Annotated in this window: 17 protein-coding genes, 2 pseudogenes and 1 riboswitch; of the genes and pseudogenes, 5 read left to right on the forward strand and 14 right to left on the reverse strand. The window is 71.6% G+C overall.

Annotated features, from left to right (window positions below):
* Nucleotides 1-84: 84 nt before the first annotated feature.
* The 4 genes from IE262_RS11730 to pdxR all read right to left on the reverse strand — a co-directional run bounded on the left by IE262_RS11730 (nucleotide 85) and on the right by pdxR (nucleotide 4,981).
* The gene (locus IE262_RS11730; protein WP_189873361.1) at nucleotides 85-1,539 is read right to left on the reverse strand and encodes a glycine hydroxymethyltransferase; all 1,455 of its coding nucleotides are present in this window, start codon (nucleotides 1,537-1,539) and stop codon (nucleotides 85-87) included.
* A gap of 31 nt (nucleotides 1,540-1,570) precedes the next feature.
* Nucleotides 1,571-1,684, reverse strand: a riboswitch (ZMP/ZTP riboswitch).
* 105 nt (nucleotides 1,685-1,789) lie between these two features.
* Nucleotides 1,790-2,974: a glutathionylspermidine synthase family protein gene (locus IE262_RS11735; RefSeq protein WP_189873363.1), complete on the reverse strand. Its 1,185-nt coding sequence runs from the start codon at nucleotides 2,972-2,974 to the stop codon at nucleotides 1,790-1,792.
* Between the two features lie 27 nt (nucleotides 2,975-3,001).
* The gene (locus IE262_RS11740) at nucleotides 3,002-3,361 is read right to left on the reverse strand and encodes a hypothetical protein (protein ID WP_189873365.1); all 360 of its coding nucleotides are present in this window, start codon (nucleotides 3,359-3,361) and stop codon (nucleotides 3,002-3,004) included.
* A 177-nt stretch (nucleotides 3,362-3,538) separates the two neighbouring features.
* Entirely contained in the window at nucleotides 3,539-4,981 is a 1,443-nt protein-coding gene (gene pdxR, locus IE262_RS11745) for a MocR-like pyridoxine biosynthesis transcription factor PdxR (protein ID WP_189873367.1), read from the reverse strand.
* A gap of 47 nt (nucleotides 4,982-5,028) precedes the next feature.
* Between pdxR and IE262_RS11750 the strand changes: the two genes are divergently transcribed.
* From IE262_RS11750 to IE262_RS11760, 3 genes are read left to right on the forward strand one after another with little or no spacing between them, the layout of a single operon-like run.
* Nucleotides 5,029-5,577, forward strand: a complete 549-nt coding sequence (locus tag IE262_RS11750) for a carboxymuconolactone decarboxylase family protein (RefSeq protein WP_189873369.1) — start codon at nucleotides 5,029-5,031, stop codon at nucleotides 5,575-5,577.
* A gap of 8 nt (nucleotides 5,578-5,585) precedes the next feature.
* Nucleotides 5,586-6,032 carry a carboxymuconolactone decarboxylase family protein gene (locus IE262_RS11755; RefSeq protein ID WP_134039566.1) on the forward strand — a complete coding sequence of 149 codons (447 nt, stop codon included), beginning with the start codon at nucleotides 5,586-5,588 and terminating at the stop codon, nucleotides 6,030-6,032.
* Between the two features lie 14 nt (nucleotides 6,033-6,046).
* Nucleotides 6,047-6,769, forward strand: coding sequence for an isocitrate lyase/PEP mutase family protein (locus tag IE262_RS11760; protein ID WP_189873370.1), 723 nt, complete (start codon nucleotides 6,047-6,049; stop codon nucleotides 6,767-6,769).
* A gap of 25 nt (nucleotides 6,770-6,794) precedes the next feature.
* Here IE262_RS11760 and IE262_RS39415 read toward each other — a convergent pair.
* A pseudogene (locus IE262_RS39415) lies at nucleotides 6,795-6,899 on the reverse strand (glycine/betaine ABC transporter substrate-binding protein); the annotation flags it as partial.
* On the opposite strand from IE262_RS39415, the pseudogene IE262_RS11765 reads away from it, so the two are divergent.
* Nucleotides 6,898-7,011, forward strand: a pseudogene (locus IE262_RS11765) (glycine/betaine ABC transporter substrate-binding protein); the annotation flags it as partial. The pseudogenes IE262_RS39415 and IE262_RS11765 sit on opposite strands and share 2 nt — an antisense overlap.
* A gap of 39 nt (nucleotides 7,012-7,050) precedes the next feature.
* Here IE262_RS11765 and IE262_RS11770 read toward each other — a convergent pair.
* Nucleotides 7,051-7,764 carry an SDR family oxidoreductase gene (locus tag IE262_RS11770; protein WP_189873371.1) on the reverse strand — a complete coding sequence of 238 codons (714 nt, stop codon included), beginning with the start codon at nucleotides 7,762-7,764 and terminating at the stop codon, nucleotides 7,051-7,053.
* A 175-nt stretch (nucleotides 7,765-7,939) separates the two neighbouring features.
* On the opposite strand from IE262_RS11770, the gene IE262_RS11775 reads away from it, so the two are divergent.
* A complete protein-coding gene (locus IE262_RS11775) occupies nucleotides 7,940-8,548 on the forward strand; it encodes a TetR/AcrR family transcriptional regulator (protein ID WP_189873373.1) in 609 nt (202 codons plus the stop codon).
* Between the two features lie 416 nt (nucleotides 8,549-8,964).
* Here the strand turns inward: IE262_RS11775 and IE262_RS11780 are convergent, their stop codons facing one another.
* From IE262_RS11780 to IE262_RS11815, 8 genes are all read right to left on the reverse strand, one after another.
* On the reverse strand, nucleotides 8,965-9,912 hold the full coding sequence (locus tag IE262_RS11780) for an ABC transporter substrate-binding protein (RefSeq protein WP_189873375.1): 948 nt from the start codon (nucleotides 9,910-9,912) through the stop codon (nucleotides 8,965-8,967).
* Between the two features lies 1 nt (nucleotide 9,913).
* Entirely contained in the window at nucleotides 9,914-11,878 is a 1,965-nt protein-coding gene (locus IE262_RS11785; RefSeq protein ID WP_189873377.1) for an ABC transporter permease, read from the reverse strand.
* Entirely contained in the window at nucleotides 11,878-13,068 is a 1,191-nt protein-coding gene (locus tag IE262_RS11790) for a quaternary amine ABC transporter ATP-binding protein (RefSeq protein WP_189873379.1), read from the reverse strand. The genes IE262_RS11785 and IE262_RS11790 overlap by 1 nt, the downstream gene beginning before the upstream one ends.
* Complete coding sequence (locus tag IE262_RS11795; RefSeq protein WP_189873382.1) at nucleotides 13,068-14,627, reverse strand: GMC family oxidoreductase; 1,560 nt, start codon at nucleotides 14,625-14,627, stop codon at nucleotides 13,068-13,070. Before IE262_RS11795 ends, IE262_RS11790 begins: the two co-directional genes overlap by 1 nt.
* Nucleotides 14,628-14,705: 78 nt before the next feature.
* Nucleotides 14,706-16,217: an aldehyde dehydrogenase family protein gene (locus IE262_RS11800; protein ID WP_189873384.1), complete on the reverse strand. Its 1,512-nt coding sequence runs from the start codon at nucleotides 16,215-16,217 to the stop codon at nucleotides 14,706-14,708.
* A 188-nt stretch (nucleotides 16,218-16,405) separates the two neighbouring features.
* Nucleotides 16,406-17,398, reverse strand: a complete 993-nt coding sequence (locus IE262_RS11805; RefSeq protein ID WP_229877216.1) for a serine/threonine kinase C-terminal domain-containing protein — start codon at nucleotides 17,396-17,398, stop codon at nucleotides 16,406-16,408.
* A 10-nt stretch (nucleotides 17,399-17,408) separates the two neighbouring features.
* A complete protein-coding gene (locus IE262_RS11810) occupies nucleotides 17,409-17,774 on the reverse strand; it encodes a hypothetical protein (RefSeq protein ID WP_189873386.1) in 366 nt (121 codons plus the stop codon).
* Complete coding sequence (locus IE262_RS11815) at nucleotides 17,761-19,644, reverse strand: AbeC-like domain-containing protein (protein WP_373305029.1); 1,884 nt, start codon at nucleotides 19,642-19,644, stop codon at nucleotides 17,761-17,763. Before IE262_RS11815 ends, IE262_RS11810 begins: the two co-directional genes overlap by 14 nt.
* Nucleotides 19,645-19,749 lie beyond the last annotated feature (105 nt).

The following is a 19,749-nucleotide window of genomic DNA, read 5'->3' on the forward strand; positions in this document are numbered from 1 at the left end:
GGCACGAGTCCGGGCCGCTGCGGGGAGCCACGGCCGGTGGCGATCGACGGGTGGGACGGGACCGGCAGTCGCCGCTCGGTGGCCTCAGCCGAGGTCGATCTCCGGGTACAGCGGGAAGCCGGCCACGAGGTCGGTGGCCCGGCGGGAGATCTCGTCCGCGATCTTCGGGTCGAGCACATGCTGGGCCTTGGAGGGGGCGCCCTTGGCGGTGGTGCCGGGCTCCGTGGTGGTGAGGACACGGTCGATGAGACCGGCGACCTCGTCCATCTCGGCGGTGCCCAGGCCTCGGGTGGTCAGCGCGGGCGTGCCGATACGGATGCCGGAAGTGTACCAGGCGCCGTTGGGGTCGGAGGGGATGGCGTTGCGGTTGGTGACGATGCCCGAGTCGAGCAGTGCGGACTCGGCCTGACGGCCGGTGAGGCCGTAGGAGGAGGCGACATCGATCAGGTTGAGGTGGTTGTCGGTGCCGCCGGTGACGAGGGTGGCGCCACGGCGCATCAGGCCCTCGGCGAGGGCACGGGAGTTGTCGACGACGGCCTGGGCGTAGTCACGGAACTCGGGGCGGCGTGCCTCGGCCAGCGCGACGGCCTTGGCGGCCATGACATGCGGGAGGGGGCCGCCGAGGACCATCGGGCAGCCGCGGTCGACCTGGTCCTTGAGGGAGTCGTCGCACAGGACCATGCCGCCGCGCGGGCCGCGCAGCGACTTGTGGGTGGTCGTGGTGACGATCTGGGCGTGCGGCACCGGGTCGAAGTCACCGGTGAGGACCTTGCCGGCGACCAGGCCCGCGAAGTGGGCCATGTCCACCATGAGCGTGGCGCCGACCTCGTCGGCGATCTCGCGCATGATCCGGAAGTTCACGAGACGGGGGTAGGCGGAGTAGCCGGCGACGATGATCAGCGGTTTGAACTCGCGGGCGGAAGCGCGCAGGGCCTCGTAGTCGAGGAGGCCGGTGGCGGGGTCGGTCCCGTAGGAGCGCTGGTCGAACATCTTGCCGGAGATGTTCGGGCGGAAGCCGTGGGTGAGGTGGCCGCCGGCATCCAGGGACATGCCAAGCATGCGCTGGTTGCCGAAGGCCTGGCGGAGTTCGGCCCAGTCGGCGTCGGAGAGATCGTTGACCTGGCGGACGCCGGCCTTCTCCAGGGCGGGAGCTTCGACGCGCTGGGCGAGGACGGCCCAGAAGGCGACGAGGTTGGCGTCGATGCCGGAGTGCGGCTGGGCGTAGGCGTGCTGGGCGCCGAAGAGCTCGCGGGCGTGCTCGGCGGCGAGAGACTCGACGGTGTCGACGTTGCGGCAGCCGGCGTAGAAGCGGCGGCCGACGGTGCCCTCGGCGTACTTGTCGCTGAACCAGTTGCCCATGGCCAGGAGAGTGGCCGGGGAGGCGTAGTTCTCGGAGGCGATCAGCTTGAGCATCTCGCGCTGGTCGGCGACCTCCTGCCCGATGGCGTCGGCGACGCGGGGCTCCACAGCCCGGATCACGTCGAGGGCGGCACGGAAGGCGGTGGACTCGGTGGAGAGAGGCGCAGAGTTGTCGGACATGAGGACCTCCGGACGTGGCGTTCGGCGTGCACGGTACGGCCCAGGCGCACGGCACTCACGTACTCGGGCCGCTCCCCGATGGTCGGTCCCATCCTTGGACCCTGCCGTCACAGCGGGGTCCGGCGCGCCAGTCACGGCCCGCCGCTCACCCTACCGGGCACGCCGGAGCAGCGGGTTCGCCCGTCCACCATGCGAGCGTCGCGCGGGAGCCGACGTGGAGGGCGTCGAGAAGTATGTGACAGAAACCACGTCACAGGATCACGTGCGGCAGAAACCGAGCGTACTCGTCCGTGACCAGTCCCGACGACTCGCGGATACCGAGCCCGGCCGACTCGTTCTCCACGACCCACGCGCCGAGCACGACCCGGTTGCCGTCGAAGGACGGCAGCGGCGCCAGTTCCTGATAGCAGCAGGGCTCTTCCCGGGCGGTGCCCGGAGTGCCGGGCTCGTGGACCGTCACCCCCGCTCCCTCCCGCCCGAGCAGCGGCTTGGCCACGTAGCCGTTCCCGGAGACCAGTTCCCGGGGGCCGTCCAGGTAGGCGGGGAGCAGGTTCGGGTGTTCTGGATACAGCTCCCACAGCACCGCCAGCAGTGCCTTGTTGCTGAGGAGCATCTTCCATGCGGGTTCGATCCACAGGGTCGTGCCTGTGCCGCCGCCATTGTCGAGGGTGGCGAGGACGTGCGGGGCGAAGCGGTCAGTGGTGAGCCACTCCCAGGGGTACAGCTTGAAGATGCCCCGTATGAAGCGGAGCTTCGTGTCGACGAAGCGGCCGGACAGGCGGTCCCAGCCGATGTCCTCCATGGAGATCCAGTCGGTGGCGAGGCCGGCCTGTTCGGCGGTCTCCTTCAGATACGCGACCGTCATCAGGTCCTCACCGAGCTCGTCCGCCGCGGAGTGCGCGAAGTAGAGCGGGCCCCCCGGTGGAAGCAGGGCGGACTGGTTCCGCCAGGCGTCGACGAGGCGTTCGTGGAGGGAGTTCCACTGGTCGGCGCCCGGGAAGCGTTCCTCCATCCAGAACCACTGGGGGCTGGCGGCCTCGACGAGCGAGGTCGGGGTGTCGGCGTTGTACTCCAGCATTTTCGCCGGGCCCGTGCCGTCGTAGCGCAGGTCGAACCGGCCGTAGAGGGAGGGGAGTTCGGCTCGGCGGTGCCATGCCTCGGCGACCAGTTCGGCGAGCCGGGGGTCGGTGATGCCGAGGTCGGCGAACCGGTCCTGCTCGACGATGTGCGCGGCCGCCGCCAGGCACATGCCGTGCAGTTCCTCCACGACCTCCTCCAGTGCCTCGACCTCGGGGAGCGAGAAGACGTAGTACGCGCTCTCGTCCCAGTACGGGCGCAGGGAGCCGTCCGGGTAACGGGTCAGCGGGTAGATGAGGCCCTGCTCCTCGACGGTCTGCTGCCAGCCGGGGCGGGGCTCGATGGTGCGGCGCTCCATGGCTTCCGGATCCGTCCGCGCGCCCGCTCAGCCGCCGCCCGAGCCGGAGCCCGAGCAGCCGAAGCCGTCGCGGTCGACGGCCTCGCTGCGGCTGAAGGTGCCGTAGTCGGCGTAGCGGCCGGTGACGTCGGCGTCGTAGTACCAGGCGGCGTCGGTGGTCCGGCCGCCACTGCTCTTGCGCTTCTTGGCGGACGACGTGGATCCCGACCCCGACGACGTGCAGTTCTTGTCGGCGATGATCTTGTAGCCGTTGGCGAAACTGTAGCTGTCACGGTCCACACAGCGGCGGTCCGGTTCGGAGCCGCACGACGTGAGCGCCGCCGCTATGACGCCCATGCCCCCGAGTGCGACCGTGCTGGACCGCAGCCGCCTGCGCTGCTCTGCCATGTTCTCTTCCCCCGTCGGATGTACACATTCGGATGCAGACATGTGGGCCTACGCGCGGCACGTGCCCGGCGACCGACCGGCGCTCAGACTAGTGATCGAACCGAGTGGTTGCCCAGTCGGCTCCCCGATCCGGTGCGCGCACGCCACCGGTGCGCGCCCGCCAGTGCGGCACGCCCGCTACCGCAGCACCCTGCACAACGCGTCCAGCGCCCCCACCCACGCATGGTCCGGCGGGGTCCCGTAGCCGACGACCAGGGCGTCCAACGGGTCGACGGTCGCCCGGGCATGGCGGTAGCGGGCGAGGCCGTGCACGCCCAGGCCCTGCTCGGCCGCCGCCCGGACGACCGACTCCTCGGTGCCGGGCGGGAGTTGCAGCACCGCGTGCAGACCGGCCGCGATACCGGTGGTGCGGACACCGGGGGCGTGCTCCCGCAGAGCGTCGACCAGCGCGTCCCGGCGGCGCCGGTAGCGCAGCCGCACGGAGCGCACATGCCGGTCGTACGCGCCCGATGTGATGAACTCGGCGAGGGTCAGCTGGTCCAGCGACCCGCAGGACCAGTCCGTCCCGCCCTTCGCCATAAGGACCTCCGGGGTGAGCGACGGCGGCAGGACCAGCCAGCCCAGGCGCAGTCCCGGCGCCAGGGACTTGCTGGCCGTTCCGAGGTACACCACGTGGTCCGGGGCGAGGCCCTGCAGCGCGCCGATCGGCTGGCGGTCGTACCGGAACTCACCGTCGTAGTCGTCCTCCAAAACCAGCCCGCCCGTGCGGCGCGCCCACTCGACGACGGCGGCGCGCCGGTCGGGGTGGAGCGGCGCCCCCATGGGGAACTGGTGGGCGGGGGTGAGCAGGACGGCCCGTACGCCGGTCAGGTCGTCAATCAGATCGCTGGTCAGGCCGCTGGTCAGGCCCTCGGTCAGTTCCTCGGTCCGGGTGCCGAGTTCGTCGTACGGGAGCGGGACCGTCGCGAGGCCGGCCCGGGACAGCAGCTTCCAGTGGGTGTCGAGGCCGTACGACTCCACCGCGGGCGGGTGGCCGCCCCGGCGCGACAGCACCGTGCCGAGCAGCATCAGCGCGTGGGAGATACCCGAGGCGATCACGATGTGCTCGGGGTCGGCGCGGACACCGCGGGCCCGGGAGAGATAGCCGGCGAGGGCGGTGCGCAGTTCCACACGGCCCCGCGGGTCGCCGTAACCGAGGGCGTCGTACGGGGAGGACGCCAGGGCACGGCGGGCCGCCTTGAGCCACTCGGTGCGCGGGAAGGAGGCCAGATCGGGGCTGCCGGGGCAGAGGTCGTACGCCGGACGGCCGGGTTCCGGGCGGGGCACGGGCCGGCGGCGCCGCGCGCTCTGCGGGACGGCGCCGTCCGCGACGCGGGTGACCGAGCCCTGGCGCGCGGTGAGCCAGCCCTCGGCGACGAGGTCCCCGTACGCCCCGGCGACCGTGTTGCGGGCGATGCCGAGGTCGGCGGCGAGGGAGCGGGAGGAGGGCAGCCGGGTGCCGGGGGCGAGACGGCCACTGCGCACCGCCTCCCGGAGCGCGTCCGTCAGCCCCTTGCGCACACCGGAACCGGATGGCTCGACATGCAGGTCGACGCCATAAGTGGCCCATCCTTTCGCCATGGAAATGGACCATACTCCTGGGCTGCCTTGCTCCTAGGGTCGAGGGCATGAGGACGACGAACGACGAGACGAACGACGAGACGAGAGTGGAGTACGCCCCCGAGACCGGCCCTCGTCTGCGGTGGGCCCAGCTCGCCCCCGACGTCTACAAGGCGATGATCCGGCTCGACGCGGCCGCCCGGCAGGGCCTCGACCCGACGCTGTACGAGCTGGTCAAGATCCGTGCCTCCCAGATCAATCACTGCGCCCTGTGCATCGACATGCACACCAAGGACGCGCTCGCCGCGGGCGAGCGGGTCGAGCGGATCGTCCAGCTCAACGCCTGGGAGGAGTCGCGGCACTTCTACACCGAGAAGGAACTCGCGGCGCTGGAGCTGACGGAGGCCGTGACGGTCCTGACGGACGGCTTCGTATCCGACGAGGTGTACGAGAGGGCCGCCCAGCACTTCGAGGAGGTCGAGTTGGCCCAGCTGATCTCCGCGATCGCGGTGATCAACGCCTGGAACCGCTTCGGCGTGACCGCCCGGATGGCACCGGGCCACTACCAGCCAGGACGGAACCAGTCAGAACGGCACCAGCCGGGACGGCCTACGTGACGGCACACGTGACGGTCCGGACACGGCTTCTCGACCAGGCGGTCGGCCAGGCCATGTCGGCGCTCAGCGCGGCCGCGAAGAAGGGGCTCGGCGACCCCGCCCTCGCCGAACTCGTCATGATCCGGGCCTCACAGCTCAACCACTGCGCCTTCTGTCTCGACATGCACCTCGCCCTCGCCCGTAAGCAGGGGGTCAGTGAGAAGCAACTCGACCTCCTGGCCGCCTGGGAGGAGGCCGGGGACGTCTTCGACGAACGGGAGCGGGCCGCACTCGCGCTGACGGAGGCCGTGACGGTCCTGACGGACGGGTTCGTGCCGGACGAGGTGTACGAGCGGGCAGCCGGGCACTTCGACGACGTCCGCCTCGCCCACCTCGTCGCCGTGATCACCGCCATCAACAACTGGAACCGGGTGATGGTCAGCCGCCGGATCCCGCCGGGAGGTTACACACCGTGAACGACGGGAGCGGCATGAGCAAGGTCGATCTCTTCCGCGCCCTGCACCACGGCCGGACCCCGGAGGACCCCCTCGTCCTGCCGGGCCCGTGGGACGCGGCCAGCGCCCGTGTCCTCGCCGAGGCCGGGTTCCCGGCGCTCGCCACGCCCAGTGCCGGGGTCGCGGCCTCGCTGGGGTACGCGGACGAGGACGTGCCCGCCGACGAGATGTTCGCGGCGGTCGCGCGGATCGTACGGGCCGTGGAGGTGCCGGTGTCCGCGGACGTCCGGGACGGATTCGGGCTTCCGCCCAAGGAGCTGGTGGAGCGGCTCCTGGAGACCGGTGCCGTGGGCTGCAACCTGGAGGACTCCAGCGGGGGCGTCCTCAAGGACCCCCGGCAGCACGCCGACTGGCTCGCTCAGGTGCGGGCCGCGGCGGGCGGGGCGCTGTTCGTGAACGCGCGCGTCGACACGTTCGCCCGCGGTGTCCCCGATCCCGGCCGGGCCATCGAGCGGGCCGCGCTGTACGTCGCCGCCGGTGCCGACTGTGTGTACCCGATCTACGCCCCGCCGGAGGTGCTGCCGCTGCTGCGGTCCGGTATCCAGGGGCCGGTCAACGTGATGGCCCGGCTGGACGGCAAGGGCCCCTCGCCCACCGAACTCGGTGAACTCGGGGCCACTCGCGTCACGTTCGGGCCGGGACTGCAGCGCTGGGCGGCACAGGCACTGCGGGGGAGGGCCGACGACCTCAGACGGTAGGGGTGTTCTCAGACACCAGGAGCGTTCAGGGCACCCACGCCCTCCACGCGGACTCGTGGCTGTCCGCCCCCTTCTTCGCCGCCTCCTGAGGCGTGAGTTTCTGGCCGGCGATCATCAGGGAGACCTGCGAAGTTCCGCCGTGCAAGGAGGGCTGCGACGCCGACCCGGACAAGGTGGCGGGCGCCTGCCCGCACACGCCCCTCCAGAAGTGCCTGAACGCCGACTTCGCCTGGTCCGGGGGGAGGCGACGGCCCTCCTGAAGAACAGTGTGGAACTGCTCGTCAGGGGCGGGCGTGCACACCGACGCCTCCGGAGACGGTGAGGTTGTCGCCGGTGATGTAGCCGGCGGCGTCCGAGGCGAGGAAGGCCACGGCTTCGGCGATGTCGGCGGGAGCGCCGACGCGGCCGAGCGGGACGTCCCGAGCCCAGGAGCCGATCATTTCCTGGGAGACACCCATCTTGCTGTAGGCAGGGGTGTTGATCAGTCCTGGGCTGACGGCGTTGACGCGGATGCGGCGGGGGGCGAGTTCGAGCGCGAGGGACCGCATGAGGGGGAGCAGAGCGCCCTTGGCGGCTGTCATGGCGGCTCCGACCCCTTCGCCGGCGCCCACGGTGAACACGACCGAGGCGCCCTCGTTGAGGAGCGGGAGTGCCTTTTGCAGGGTGAAGAAGGTGCCCTTGACGTTGGTGTCGAACAGGGCGTCGAAGGCGTCTTCGTCGGTTGACTCGATCGGGCCGGGACGGGAGATGCCCGCGTTGAGGAAGAGCAGGTCGAGAGAGCCGAACTGCCGGCGCGCCTGGCCCATCGCATGGTCGATGTCCGGCAGGGACCGTGCGTCGGCCCGGACGACCATGACGTCTTCGGGAAGTCCGGCGTTGGCGACATTGCCGACGCCGGTGACCATGACGCGGTAGCCGCGAGAGTGGAGCAGTTCAGCGGTCGCCTTGCCGATGCCGCTGGTTCCACCGGTGATCAGAGCTGCAGGTGCAGACATGATGCGTTCCTTTGCGTGTTCCTGGGAGGTAGGGGGGTGATCGGTGAGCGGTTCCGGGCCGTGGGGCGGCGGGCTGTGCCGGGGTGACCACCTTTTGGCAGCGTACGGCGGGTTGGCAGCGACTGCCAAATCTAATGTGAGTGTCGACCTGGCAGTGCTGGGCTAGCCTGGTGGCATGAAGCAGGAAGCCAAGACAGCGACGGGCGCACCGAGCACGCTGTGGGACCGGACGCGGCAGCTGGCCTCCCAGGAGATCCTCAAGACGGCTCTGCGCCTGTTCACCGAGCAGGGCTACGACCAGACGACCATCGCCCAGATCGCGCGAGAGGCCGGCGTCTCCCAGCGCACCCTCTTCCGCTACTTCGGCACCAAGGAGGACCTGCTCGGCGGCAACCAGCACCGGTTCGGGCAAGTCCTGACGGACACGATCAGCGAACAGCCCGCCGAAGTCGGTGTCTGGGAGGCCCTGCGCGCAGGGGTTGCTGCCGTTCTGGCCCTGCATGACAGCCGCGAACAGGCCCTGGAGCGGTTCCGTCTCCTGCACAACACCCCGTCGCTGCGTGCCGGTTGGCTCGAAAAGCGGCTGCAGTTCCAGGAGGACCTGCTGCCGCACATCGAGGCGCGTATGGACGCTGCTACCGGCAGCGCGGATCCAAGGGCCCTCGCGGTGATCGCGACGGCGTTCGCATGCCTGGACGCCGCATCGATGACGTGGGTCGGCAACGACGGCAACGGCGACATCATGGACCTGTACGACGAGTGCCTGGCTGCGGTGCGCGGCTAGCACGCGGCGACCAGCCGGCCCCGAAAACGTGGACCGCCGGCGCCGAATTCGTCGGCCTGGCCCATGTCCCCGTTAACACTGAGGCCAGTTGGCACCACTCCGGTGATCGTTTCCGGCTCGCCTTGCTCTGGCGGCAGGGTCAGCAGGGTGTGGAGGGTTCCGACCCCGGCCGAGCGGATGAGGTTGACGGCGCGTTCCTCACTCACCCGAAGCCGCAGCGCTGGCAGCCTCCCACATGCCGGACTTCGCCGACGTTGCCGAGACCCTCAGCCGCATCACCTGCCGGACCCGCTGACCTGTGGTCTCTCCAGGCTGCAAGGATGTAGTGGCTCCCCGCCGGCGGTCGTGGGGGAACTCGCCGTCGTAGTCGTCCTCCACTACCGGCCTTCCGGTGCGGGGCGTTCAGGGCCAAGGGCTCAGGGCAGCCACGCCCTCCACGTGGACTCGTGGCCGTTGACCCACTTCTTCGCCGCCTCCTGAGGCGTGAGCTTCTGGTCGGCGATCATCAGGGAGACCTGGTTCTGGTCCTCGGTGGTCCACTTGAAGTTCTTCAGGAGGGCCGCCGCCTCACCGCCGTTCCGGGCGAAGTCGGCGTTGAGGTACTTCTGGAGGGGCGTGTGCGGGTACGCGCACGCCACCTTCTCCGGGTCCGCGTCGCAGCCCTCCTCGTACGGCGGGAGCTTCACCTCGGTCATCGGGACCTTCTCGAAGAGCCACTGCGGTGTGTACCAGTAGGTCAGGAAGGGCTTCCGCTCCTTCGCGAACTGCCGGATCTGGGTGATCTGCGCGGCCTCCGAACCGGCGAACACCACCTGGTAGTCCAGATCCAGGTTCTTCACCAGCGCCTTGTCGTTGGTGACGTAGGACGGGGAGCCGTCCAGCAGCTGGCCCTTGCCGCCGCTCTCGGGGGTACGGAGCTGGGAGGCGTACTTGTCGAGGTTCTTCCAGTCCGTGACGTCGGGGTGCTGCTTGGCGAAGTACGTCGGCACGAACCAGCCGATGTGGCCGGTGACCCCGAGGTCGCCGCCGTGGGCGATCGTCTTCTTGTCCTTGACGTACCGCTGCTCCTGCTCGGGGTGTCCCCAGTCCTCCAGGATCGCGTCGACGCGGCCCTGGCTGAGCGCGTCCCACGCGGGGACCTCGTCGACCTGGACGGTGTCGACGCGGTAGCCCAGCTCGTGTTCGAGCAGGTACTCGGCGACGGCCACGTTCGCCTGCGCGCCCACCCAGGACTGCACGGACAGGGTCACCGTCTTCGCGCCCTGGGCGTTCGCGAAGGGCGAGGCCTGCTTGGTCATGTCGGCGGCGCCGCAGCCGGTCAGCAGCAGCAGAGCGCCCACCACAGCAGTCGTACGAAGTCGCATGTCACGCTCCCTGCTTCACTCGGCGGCGTTCCGTCGGCTGCGTCACCCGGTCCAGCACGAGACCGAGGCAGACGATCGCGACGCCGGCCACCAGCCCGGTCGCCAGATCCCCTTGGGCCAGGCCGAAGACGACGTCGTAGCCGAGCGCCCCGCCGCCGACCAGCCCGCCGATGATGACGACGGCGAGGACGAGGACGACACCCTGGTTGACGGCCAGCAGCAGCGCCGGGCGGGCGAGCGGGAGCTGGACCTGGCGGAGCTGCTGTGCGCCGGTCGCGCCGAGCGAGCGGGCCGACTCCAGCGCGGCCGGGTCGACCTGGCGCAGCCCCTGGGCGGTGATGCGGACGACGGCGGGCAGTGCGTAGACCACGGCGGCGGCCACGGCGGGGGCGCGGCCCACGCCGAAGAGGGCCACGACCGGGATCAGGTAGACGAACTGCGGCATCGTCTGGAACACGTCCAGGACCGGGCGCAGCAGCCGCTCCACCCGGTCGCTGCGGGCGGCCGCGACACCGGTCGCGAAGCCCAGGACCAGCGTCACCGCGACCGCGGCCAGCACCTGCGACAGCGTGTCGAGGGACGGCTCCCACACACCGAGCACCCCGGTCGCGGCCATCGCGAGGACGGCGGTCAGCGCGGTGCGCCAGGTGCCGATCAGCCAGGCGACGGTGGCCACGAGGAACAGCACGGACCACCAGGGCAGCCCCTGGAGGCCGGAGCGCAGCGGGTCGAGCACCCAGGTGGTGAAGTGGCCCGCCCAGTCGGCGGTGCCGCCGAGGTACGGGACGCCCGAGTAGAGGTGGGCGGTCATCCAGTCGACGGCCCGGTTCACGGGCTCGGCGATGTTCACGGCCCACGCCTCGGGCCACTCCCGACGCCCCGCGAGACGCGCGGCGACCGCGACCGCCACGGCGAGGACGGCCGCGCCGCCCCACAGCAGTGCACTGGACCGGCCGGAGTTCTCGGGGCCGTCGCCGCCCAGCCGGGCACCCGCCGCGCCCGTGACCCGATCGAGGACGACCGCGAGCAGCACGATCGGGATGCCTGCGGCCAGCGCGGCGCCGACGTCGACCGACGCGAGCGCCTGGTAGACGCGGTCGCCGAGGCCGCCCGCGCCGATGACGGACGCGATGACGGCCATGGACAGCGCCATCATGATCGTCTGGTTGAGGCCGAGGAGCAGCTCCCCCCGCGCCAGCGGCAGCCGGGCGGTCACCAGGCGCTGGCGCGCGGTCGCCCCGAGCGAGGCGACGGCCTCCAGGACGCCCGGGTCGGCGCCGCGCAGCCCCAGCGCGGTGAGCCGGGCCATGGGCGGCGCCGCGTACACGACGGTGGCGAGGACGGCCGCGGGGACACCGATGCCGAAGACCAGCACGACGGGCAGCAGGTACGCGAACGCCGGGAGCACCTGCATGGTGTCCAGCACGGGCCGCAGCACGCGGTACGTGCGGTCCGACAGCCCGGCGGCGAGGCCCAGCAGCGCGCCGAGGACGACCGACGCGAGGACGGCGACCACCATGAGCGCCAGCGTCTGCATGGTGGGCACCCACATGCCGAGCAGCCCGCAGGCGAGGAACGCCAGGCCCGTACCGAGCGCCGCCCTCACCCCGGCGACGCGCCAGGCGACCAGCGCGGCCGCCGCGGTGACGCCCGCCCAGCCGGCCGCGAGCAGCACCAGGTAGACGGCGCGCACACAGAGCACGACCGTGTTGCTGACGTGGCCGAGGAAGTACAGGAACAGCGGGTGGCTGTCCCGGTTGTCGATGATCCATTCGCTGGCCCTGCCGAGCGGCTCGGACAGGTCCACGGTCAGTGCGTCCGGCCAGCTGCCGCTCGCCCAGCGGGCGCCCACGACGGGTACGAGGACGGCCGCCGCCAGGGCCAGCAGGGCGAGCTTGGCAAGGGCGCGGTGCCTGAGCAGGCCGGGCAGTCCGGCCCGGACGGTGGGTGCGGTGACGGCGGCCATCACACCGCCTCCCCGCCGGCCTCGGCGTCGGCCTCCTTGTCGGTGGCCTGCACGGGGGCGGCAGTTGCCTGCGCGGGGACTGCGGGCAGCGGCTTCGGGGCGGCGCCCGGTGCGGACATCGGCTTCGGGGCGGCGCCCGGGTGCGTGCCCGCGACCACGCCGAGGAGCGCGTCGGAGTCGACCACGCCGAGGCAGCGGCCGCCGTCCACGACCCGTGCGGGGGTGCCGGTGCGGGCCACCGCCTCGATGGCCTCCGAGACCGTCACGTCGGGTGCGACGGCCGGTCCCCGCCCGGCCTCCTCGGCGGTCGCGGGCGCCCGCATCGCGGTGCGTACGGTCATGACCTGCTCACGGGGCACCTCGCGCACGAACTCCCGCACGTAGTCGTCGGCGGGCGAGCCGACGATCTCCTCGGGCGTGCCCAGCTGCACCACCCGGCCGTCGCGCATGAGGGCGATGCGGTCGCCCAGTTTGAGTGCCTCGTTCAGGTCGTGGGTGATGAAGACCATCGTGCGGCCCTCCTCGCGGTGCAGCCGTACGACCTCCTCCTGCATGTCCCGCCGGATCAGCGGGTCGAGCGCGCTGAACGGCTCGTCGAACAGCAGCACCTCGGGGTCGACGGCGAGCGCCCGGGCGAGCCCGACGCGCTGCTGCTGGCCGCCGGAGAGCTGGCCGGGCCTGCGCTGTTCCATGCCGTCCAGGCCGACCTTGGCGACGACTTCGCGGGCGCGGGCGCGGCGCTCGGACTTACCGACGCCCTGGATCTGAAGGCCGTACGCCACGTTGTCGAGCACGGACCGGTGCGGCAGCAGCCCGAAGTGCTGGAAGACCATCGACGCACGGTGGCGCCGCAGTTCGCGCAGCCGTGCCCTGTCCATGCCGAGGACGTCCTCGCCGTCGATGGCGATCCGGCCGGATGTCGGCTCGATCAGCCGGGTCAGACAGCGCACCAGGGTGGACTTGCCGGAGCCCGACAGTCCCATGACGACGAAGACCTCGCCCTTGCGCACGTCGAAGCTGACGTCCCGGACGGCGGCCGTGCAGCCGGTGCGGGAACGCAGTTCGGCGGGCGCGAGCGCGGTGAGCTCGGGGTCGGCGGGCACGCGGTCGGCCTTCGGCCCGAAGACCTTCCACAGGCCCTCGACCGAGAAGACGGGGGTGCCGGCGGCGGTGCTCGTGACCGCGCCCATCACGCCTCACCCCCGGCCGTGGCGGTGGCGGTGGCACCGACGAGGTCCGCGCACCTCTCCCCGACCATCAGCACCCCGATCATCGGGTTCACGGCAGTCATCGTCGGGAAGACGGACGCGTCGGCCACGCGGATGCCGTCGAGTCCGCGGACCCTGAGCTCCGGGTCGACGACGGCGAGCGGATCGTCGGGGGCGCCCATACGGCACGTACCGGCCGGGTGGTACACGGTGTGCGCGACCTTGCGGGCGTACTCGCCGAGCTCCTCGTCACCGGTGACGTCCGGCCCCGGGCACACCTCGCGCCGGAGCCATCCGGCCAGCGGTTCGGTCTTCGCGATCTCGCGGGCGATGCGGATGCCGTCGACGAGGGTGCGCCCGTCGTAGTCGTCCTCGTCGGTGAAGTACCGGAAGTCGAGGGCGGGCTTGACGGCCGGGTCGGCGCTGGTCAGGTACAGCCGGCCGCGGCTCTTCGGCTTGGGGATGTTGGGGGTCATCGAGACGCCGTGCGCGGGCCGTTCGTACCCGAGGCGCTCCGGGTTGTCCGTGAACGGGATCTGGTAGAAGTGGAACATCAGGTCGGGGCCCGTGTGTTCGGGGTCCCGGCGCACGAACAGGCCGGCGTCGCTGTCCATCGCGGAGTTCTCCGGGATCGGCCCGTTCGTCTCCCACACGATGACCGACTCCGGGTGGTCGAGCAGGTTCTCGCCGACGCCGGGCAGCTCGTGGGTGACGGTGATGCCGAGCGCCTCCAGGTCCGCGCGGGGTCCGATGCCGGAGTGGAGCAGCAGCCGGGGCGAGTCGACGGCGCCGGCGCACAGCAGCACCTCGCGGCGGGCCCGTACGAGGAGTTCCTCGCCGTCCTTGGTGCGGACGTGCACGCCCTCGGCGCGCGTCCCGTCCAGCTCCAGCCGGTGTGCCCAGGTCTCCAGGTGGAGGCGGAGGTTCGTCCGCTCGTCCATGACCGGGTGCAGATAGGCGACCGACGCGCTGGAGCGCGTGTTGTTCTCGGGGTGGTAGGCGAGGTCGAAGAAGCCGACGCCGTCGTGGAAGGGCTTCTTGTTGAAGCCCTCGACGCGGGGGACGCCCAGGGCGGTCTGCGCGGCGTCCACGAAGTCGCGGGCGATGGCGTTCCGGTCCTTCTCGTCGACCGGGACGATGTTGTTCTTCAGGCGCGCGTAGTAGGCCTCCATCGGCACCGCGCCCCAGCCCTTGGCGCCCGCCGCCTCCCACTCGTCCCAGTCGGAGGGCAGCGGCTTGAACGCGATCAGCGTGTTGTGGCTGGAGCAGCCGCCGAGGACGCGGGCGCGGCTGTGCCGGATGTGGGAGTTGCCGCGGGGCTGCTCGGTCGTCGGGTAGTCGTAGTCGAGCTCGCCGCCGAGGAGGCCCATCCAGCGGCGCAGGGTGAGTACATCGTCCCGGCCGACGTCGCTGGGTCCGCCCTCGATGACGGCGACGGTCACCTCGGGGTTCTCGGTGAGGCGGGAGGCGATGACGGAGCCCGCGGTGCCGCCGCCGATGACGACGTAGTCGTACGTGTACTGATCCGTGTCTTGGTGCATGGGGGTGCTCCAGAGTGGGAGAGTGACCGGGCGGGAGACGGTGCCTCGGAGTGGGAGAGGGGCCTCGGGGGGAGGGGCTCAGCCCCCGAACCACCGCACCGGCTTCGGCGCCAGGTTCTGGTAGACGTGCTTGGTCTCGCGGTACTCGGCGAGGCCGCTGGGCCCGAGTTCGCGTCCCACTCCGCTCTTGCCGAAACCACCCCACTCGGCCTGCGGGAGGTAGGGGTGGAAGTCGTTGATCCAGACGGTGCCGTGCCGCAGCCGCCCGGCGACGCGCCGCGCACGCCCCGCGTCGGCGGTCCAGACGGCGCCCGCGAGCCCGTACTCGGTGTCGTTCGCGAGCGCCACGGCCTCGTCCTCCGTGCGGAAGGTCTCCACCGTCAGGACCGGCCCGAAGACCTCCTCGCGCACGACCCGCATCTCGCGGTGGCAGCGGTCGAGGACGGTCGGCTCGTAGAAGTACCCGGTGGCGGGCCGCCCGGCCGTCGGCTCGGGCCGCCTGCCGCCCGTCCGCAGCACCGCGCCCTCGGCGAGCGCGGACGCGACGTACGCCTCGGTCTTCTCCCGCTGCTGCTCGGACACGAGCGGGCCGCACTCGACGCCCTCCTCGGTGCCGCGCCCGAGCCGGATACGGCTCGCCCTGCGGGCCAGTTCGGCGACGAACCGCTCGCGCACGGACTCCTCGATGATCAGCCGTGCCCCGGCCGAGCAGACCTGGCCGCTGTGGATGAAGGCGGCGTTGAGGGCCTGGTCGACGGCGGTGTCGAAGCCCTCCTCCGTCGCGCAGGCGTCCGCGAAGACGACGTTCGGGTTCTTCCCGCCGAGTTCCAGGGCGACCTTCTTCACGCCGACGGCGGCGGCCTGCGCGACCTTCGTACCGCTGACGAGTCCGCCGGTGAACGACACGAGGTCGACGTCGGGATGCCCGGCGAGCCGCGCCCCGACCGAGTGCCCCGGCCCGGTCACGATGTTGGCGACGCCGTCCGGCAGCCCGGCCTCGACGAGCAGTTCGACGAGGGCGACGGTGGTGAGCGGCGTGATCTCGCTCGGTTTGACGACGAAGGTGTTCCCGGCGGCCAGCGCGGGGGCGATCTTCCAGCTGGCCTGGAGCAGCGGATAGTTCCAGGGCGTGATCAGCGCACAGACACCGACGGGCTCGTGCACGACGACGCTGTGGATGTCCTCGGAGCCCGCGTCGACGACCCGGCCGCCGCCCTCGCCCACGACGAGGTCGGCGAAGTAGCGGAACGCGTCCGCGACACAGTCGATGTCGACGCGCCCCTCCTCCAGGGTCTTGCCCGCGTCGCGGCTCTCCAGCCGCCCGAGGGCTTCGCGGTCGCGTACGAGGAGATCGGCGACACGGCGGAGCAGGGCGGCCCGCTCGGCCACGGGTGTACGGGCCCACGTGCCCTCGTCGAAAGCACGCCGGGCGGCGGCGACGGCGGCGTCCGCGTCCCGCTCGTCACCCTCCGCGACGACGGCGAACGGCTTGGCGTCCGCCGGGTCGAGGATCTCGCGCGTGGCACCCGAGACGGCGTCCAGCCACTCGCCGCCGACGTGGATGCTGCGCTGCGCCTGCTGTCCTGCCATGTTCGCAGTTGCCTTCCGTTCCAGGTCCGTGCCCCTGTGCCCCCTGCCCCTGTGTCACAGCGGTGTGACTCCGGGGGCCGTGAGCGCCTGCCCCCGCCCCCGGAATGCATGCACGATCGATGGCTGGAAGTGCGCAGCGTCACTGAACGCGCGTATGACGCGTGTGATCAGCCCGCTGACGCGTGTGATCAGCTCGCGCAGGTGGCGCCCGGCGGGCAGAACCAGCCCACCGCCGTGTCGGACATGGAGACCTCGTCGCTCCGGCCGTCGTCGTCGCGGCCGTACACGGCCACCGCGTAGAGCGTGCCGTCCGCGGCCGCGAAGCGTGTGTCGACGACATGCCAGGTGCCGACGTCGGGCTCGCCCCGGATCGAGTCGACCAGGTACTCCAGCCGCTCCCCCACGAAGTCGCCGTCGCTCAGGTCCTGCCGTCCGAGCTCCCGGAAGCTGTCGGACTTCGGGGTGTCCGGCGACAGGAACAGGTCGAACGACTCCTGCGGGGTCGCCTCGGCCACCTGGAACACCTGGATGCGTTGTTCGCCGTCCGGGCTGCGGAAGTTGACGACGTCCATGCCGTACTGGGACGGCACGGAGTCGCGCTCCCAGCCTTCGGGCACGGCCGTCCGGAACCCCTCGGGGTCGTCGAACGACTCGTAGCCCGTGGGGAGCTGGGCCGCGGTCAGGGACGGTGAGGGCGTCTCCTGCGGTACGTCACCGGTGGGCGACTCCGAGGTGTACGTCCCCGCCGGGTCGGTGGGGGTGACCGTCTCGCCGGCCTTCCGGTCGCGCCCGCCGTCGTCGCCGCCACCGGTCGTCTGGGTGAGCACCAAGCCCACGGTGACCCCGACCACGGCGGCCCCGGCCACCACTGCCGCCCACACGCGACGCCGGTCGAACCGGCCGCCCACCGGCTCCGACGGCTGGTCCGCGGGCGGCCAGGCGGGGCCGGACGGCCAGGGCGCCGAAGCCGGGGGAGGCGGCGGAGGTGTCGGAGGTGGCGGGGTCCCCGGCGACTCGGATGCCGCCGGGGGCAGGACTCCCTCGTCGTCGCCGTGCGGTGCGGCCACCGCCGGTTCGTGGTCGGGTCGGCCCGGTGGTGGCGGGGTGGCGTGGGCCGTCTCCCGGGTGCCGTCCTCCCAGCGCTGGGTCTCCTCGTTCCAGTACCGCTGTCCCCCGTTCATCGCGTCCCCCTCACATTCCGAGCAGTCCTGTCACGGCACCGGCCACGGCTCCGGCCGAGGCGAGCAGGCTCACCAGGGCCTCGGAGTCCGCGAGCAGCCTGCGCAGCCGCTGCAGTCTGCTCTCGCCGACCGTGCCGGTACGGCTGATCTCGTCCTCGGTGTCGGCCAGTTCGGCGTCCAGCTCGCGGGTCCGCTCGTCCGCCCGTACGCGGGTCAGGTCGGCGCGCAGCTCGCGCACCGCCTTCAGCAGTTCCTCGGCCGCGGCGTCGCGCGGGCCGCCCGTGCCGTGGTGGCTCTCGGCGTGCGCGTGGCTGCCGATGGCGAAGGTGCTGTGCGAGACGTCGCCGATGCGGACGTTCGGCTCATCCGTTGCCATCGCTGTCGGTTCCCTTCTGCTTCCGCGGCGCGGAGCCGCCGCTCGTGGTGGAGGAGTCGGAGGAAGCGCCGGTGGCTGAGGCGGAGGAGGCGCGGGCGTGGGAGCCGACGGCGAACGTGCTGCCCGCGACGGAGTCGATGTGCACCCCGCCGCCGCTGATGTTGACCACCTTCTGCACGAACTCGCCGGTCTGGTAGCCGTGGTCGGCCAGCGCCGTGCGCACCCCGTTCGCGATGCGGTCCTGCACGCTCCTGAGGTAGCGGTCGACGTCCATCTGCTGGAAGAGCGACCCGGACCGTGCCGAGCCCAGCTCGCGCACCGACATCGCGGGGCCGTCGGGCAGCGCGTTCCCGTAGCCGCCGGTGAGCAGTTGCCAGCCGTAGGCCGCGCCGTGGCCCAGGGTGACCAGGGAGCCGATCGCGGAGCGGGGCACCTGGCCGACGGCCCAGGTGGCCTTGCCGAAGGTGCTGTTGCTGCGGAACCGGTGGGCCGTGCGGTCGGCGTCCTTGAAGTCCGCGCGGATCGGCTGCAGTACGTGCGGGGCGATCTCCAGCATCAGCATGCGGCCCTGGGTGTGGATCCGGACGTAGACGGTGACGACCAGCTCCTCCTCCCAGCCGCCCACGCGGACCCGCAGGAAGTGCCGCCGCTTCTCGGCGCCCTCCTCCACCGCGCGGGCGCGGTGCTCCTCGAACGCCTCCTGGTTGTACGGGGCGTCCTCACGGCTGCCGAGTCCCTCGGCGGGAAGGAACACGCACTCGTCGATCTCCAGCCAGCGCAGCCGGTCGCGCACGGCGTGTCCGGCGTATTCCGAGGGCAGCCGCAGCCCTTCGATCAGCGGACGGACGACGTCGAGGATCGTCCGGTTGCTCATCGGCCGGACCTTCTTCATGCCGTCGGGCCGCAGCTCGACGGCGAGCACCCAGGTGTCGTAGGCCGCACCGGCGCCGCAGAACGGACGGGCCTCGTGGTACATGATCAGCGGCGCACGCTGCTCCAGCCGGATGCGTTCCTTCAGCCGCTGGAACCGCCGGTTGTCCTCGCTCTCCGCGGGGTCGGAGGCGGCGTCCGGGAACCGCTCCGGGGACAGCTCACCGCTCAGGGCACGCACGAACTGGCTGCGCTGGGCGCCCGTGCACAGGGCGACGGCCACGAAGAGCACGAGCGCCAGCCAGGCCTGGAACGCCTGGACCGAGGCGTCGCCGCCGACCATCTCCGACACGGCGGGCAGCAGCCCCTTGAGGAAGTCCCAGAAGCCCGTACCGTCGTCGTAGGAGTACGACTGGCAGGTGCCGTAGGAGTCGTACGAGGTGCAGGAGGGCTCGGACGACGAGTCGCCGCCGGAGAACGCGAAGACGACCGTGGCGACGAGGAACAGACCGAACACGATCCGGCCCAGCCAGCGGACGACGAACGCGGCCAGTCGCCGCGGGAACGGCGGGCGGTCGTCGTCGCCGCGGAGGGCGGTCCCCATCGCCAGCAGGACGCTGGGCAGGAGGTAGCCCGCCAGCAGGAAGTCGGTCACCAGCAGGCCCACCACCCACAGGCCCACGATCGCCCCGGCCCAGGCCAGTTCCAGGCGGCGGGCCCGCAGGGCGTGCGCGAGGACGCGGGCCGCGTCGAACCCCAGGGAGGGCGCCACGATCCGCTGCTCGTTGAGGTCCAGTTCCTCGATGACCCGGTCCCGGTAGGCGGAGTCGAGGTAGGTCCCGGCACACAGCAGACGACTGGCCTCGCTGGCATGCGGCGGGATGGGCGGCGGGGCCGACGGTGTCGGTGGCGCGGCGGGTGGTGCCGTTGCTGCCGGCTGTGAATCCGACTGTGGCTGAGGCTGTGACTGCGGCTGTGATGGCACGCTGGCGGTACTCACACGTCTCCCCCGATGTGTGAACTGGCTTGCGCTTCAGGCCAGGTGAGAAACCCTCAGCATAGAGGGGCCGCGGGAACACCGGAAACCGTTTCGCACGGCCAACGG

Origin of the sequence: Streptomyces bluensis (genome assembly GCF_014650715.1) — a bacterium.
Taxonomy (GTDB): domain Bacteria; phylum Actinomycetota; class Actinomycetes; order Streptomycetales; family Streptomycetaceae; genus Streptomyces; species Streptomyces bluensis.

Coding starts and splice junctions, on each gene's coding strand:
- IE262_RS11775 (WP_189873373.1), top strand. CDS start 7,940: ATGAAGCAGGAAGCCAAGACAGCGACGGGCGCACCGAGCACGCTGTGG.
- IE262_RS11790 (WP_189873379.1), bottom strand. CDS start 13,068: ATGGGCGCGGTCACGAGCACCGCCGCCGGCACCCCCGTCTTCTCGGTC.
- IE262_RS11780 (WP_189873375.1), bottom strand. CDS start 9,912: ATGCGACTTCGTACGACTGCTGTGGTGGGCGCTCTGCTGCTGCTGACC.
- IE262_RS11805 (WP_229877216.1), bottom strand. CDS start 17,398: ATGAACGGGGGACAGCGGTACTGGAACGAGGAGACCCAGCGCTGGGAG.
- IE262_RS11810 (WP_189873386.1), bottom strand. CDS start 17,774: ATGGCAACGGATGAGCCGAACGTCCGCATCGGCGACGTCTCGCACAGC.
- IE262_RS11770 (WP_189873371.1), bottom strand. CDS start 7,764: ATGTCTGCACCTGCAGCTCTGATCACCGGTGGAACCAGCGGCATCGGC.
- IE262_RS11785 (WP_189873377.1), bottom strand. CDS start 11,878: ATGGCCGCCGTCACCGCACCCACCGTCCGGGCCGGACTGCCCGGCCTG.
- IE262_RS11750 (WP_189873369.1), top strand. CDS start 5,029: ATGAGGACGACGAACGACGAGACGAACGACGAGACGAGAGTGGAGTAC.
- IE262_RS11795 (WP_189873382.1), bottom strand. CDS start 14,627: ATGCACCAAGACACGGATCAGTACACGTACGACTACGTCGTCATCGGC.
- IE262_RS11740 (WP_189873365.1), bottom strand. CDS start 3,361: ATGGCAGAGCAGCGCAGGCGGCTGCGGTCCAGCACGGTCGCACTCGGG.
- IE262_RS11735 (WP_189873363.1), bottom strand. CDS start 2,974: ATGGAGCGCCGCACCATCGAGCCCCGCCCCGGCTGGCAGCAGACCGTC.
- IE262_RS11760 (WP_189873370.1), top strand. CDS start 6,047: ATGAGCAAGGTCGATCTCTTCCGCGCCCTGCACCACGGCCGGACCCCG.
- pdxR (WP_189873367.1), bottom strand. CDS start 4,981: ATGGCGAAAGGATGGGCCACTTATGGCGTCGACCTGCATGTCGAGCCA.
- IE262_RS11800 (WP_189873384.1), bottom strand. CDS start 16,217: ATGGCAGGACAGCAGGCGCAGCGCAGCATCCACGTCGGCGGCGAGTGG.
- IE262_RS11730 (WP_189873361.1), bottom strand. CDS start 1,539: ATGTCCGACAACTCTGCGCCTCTCTCCACCGAGTCCACCGCCTTCCGT.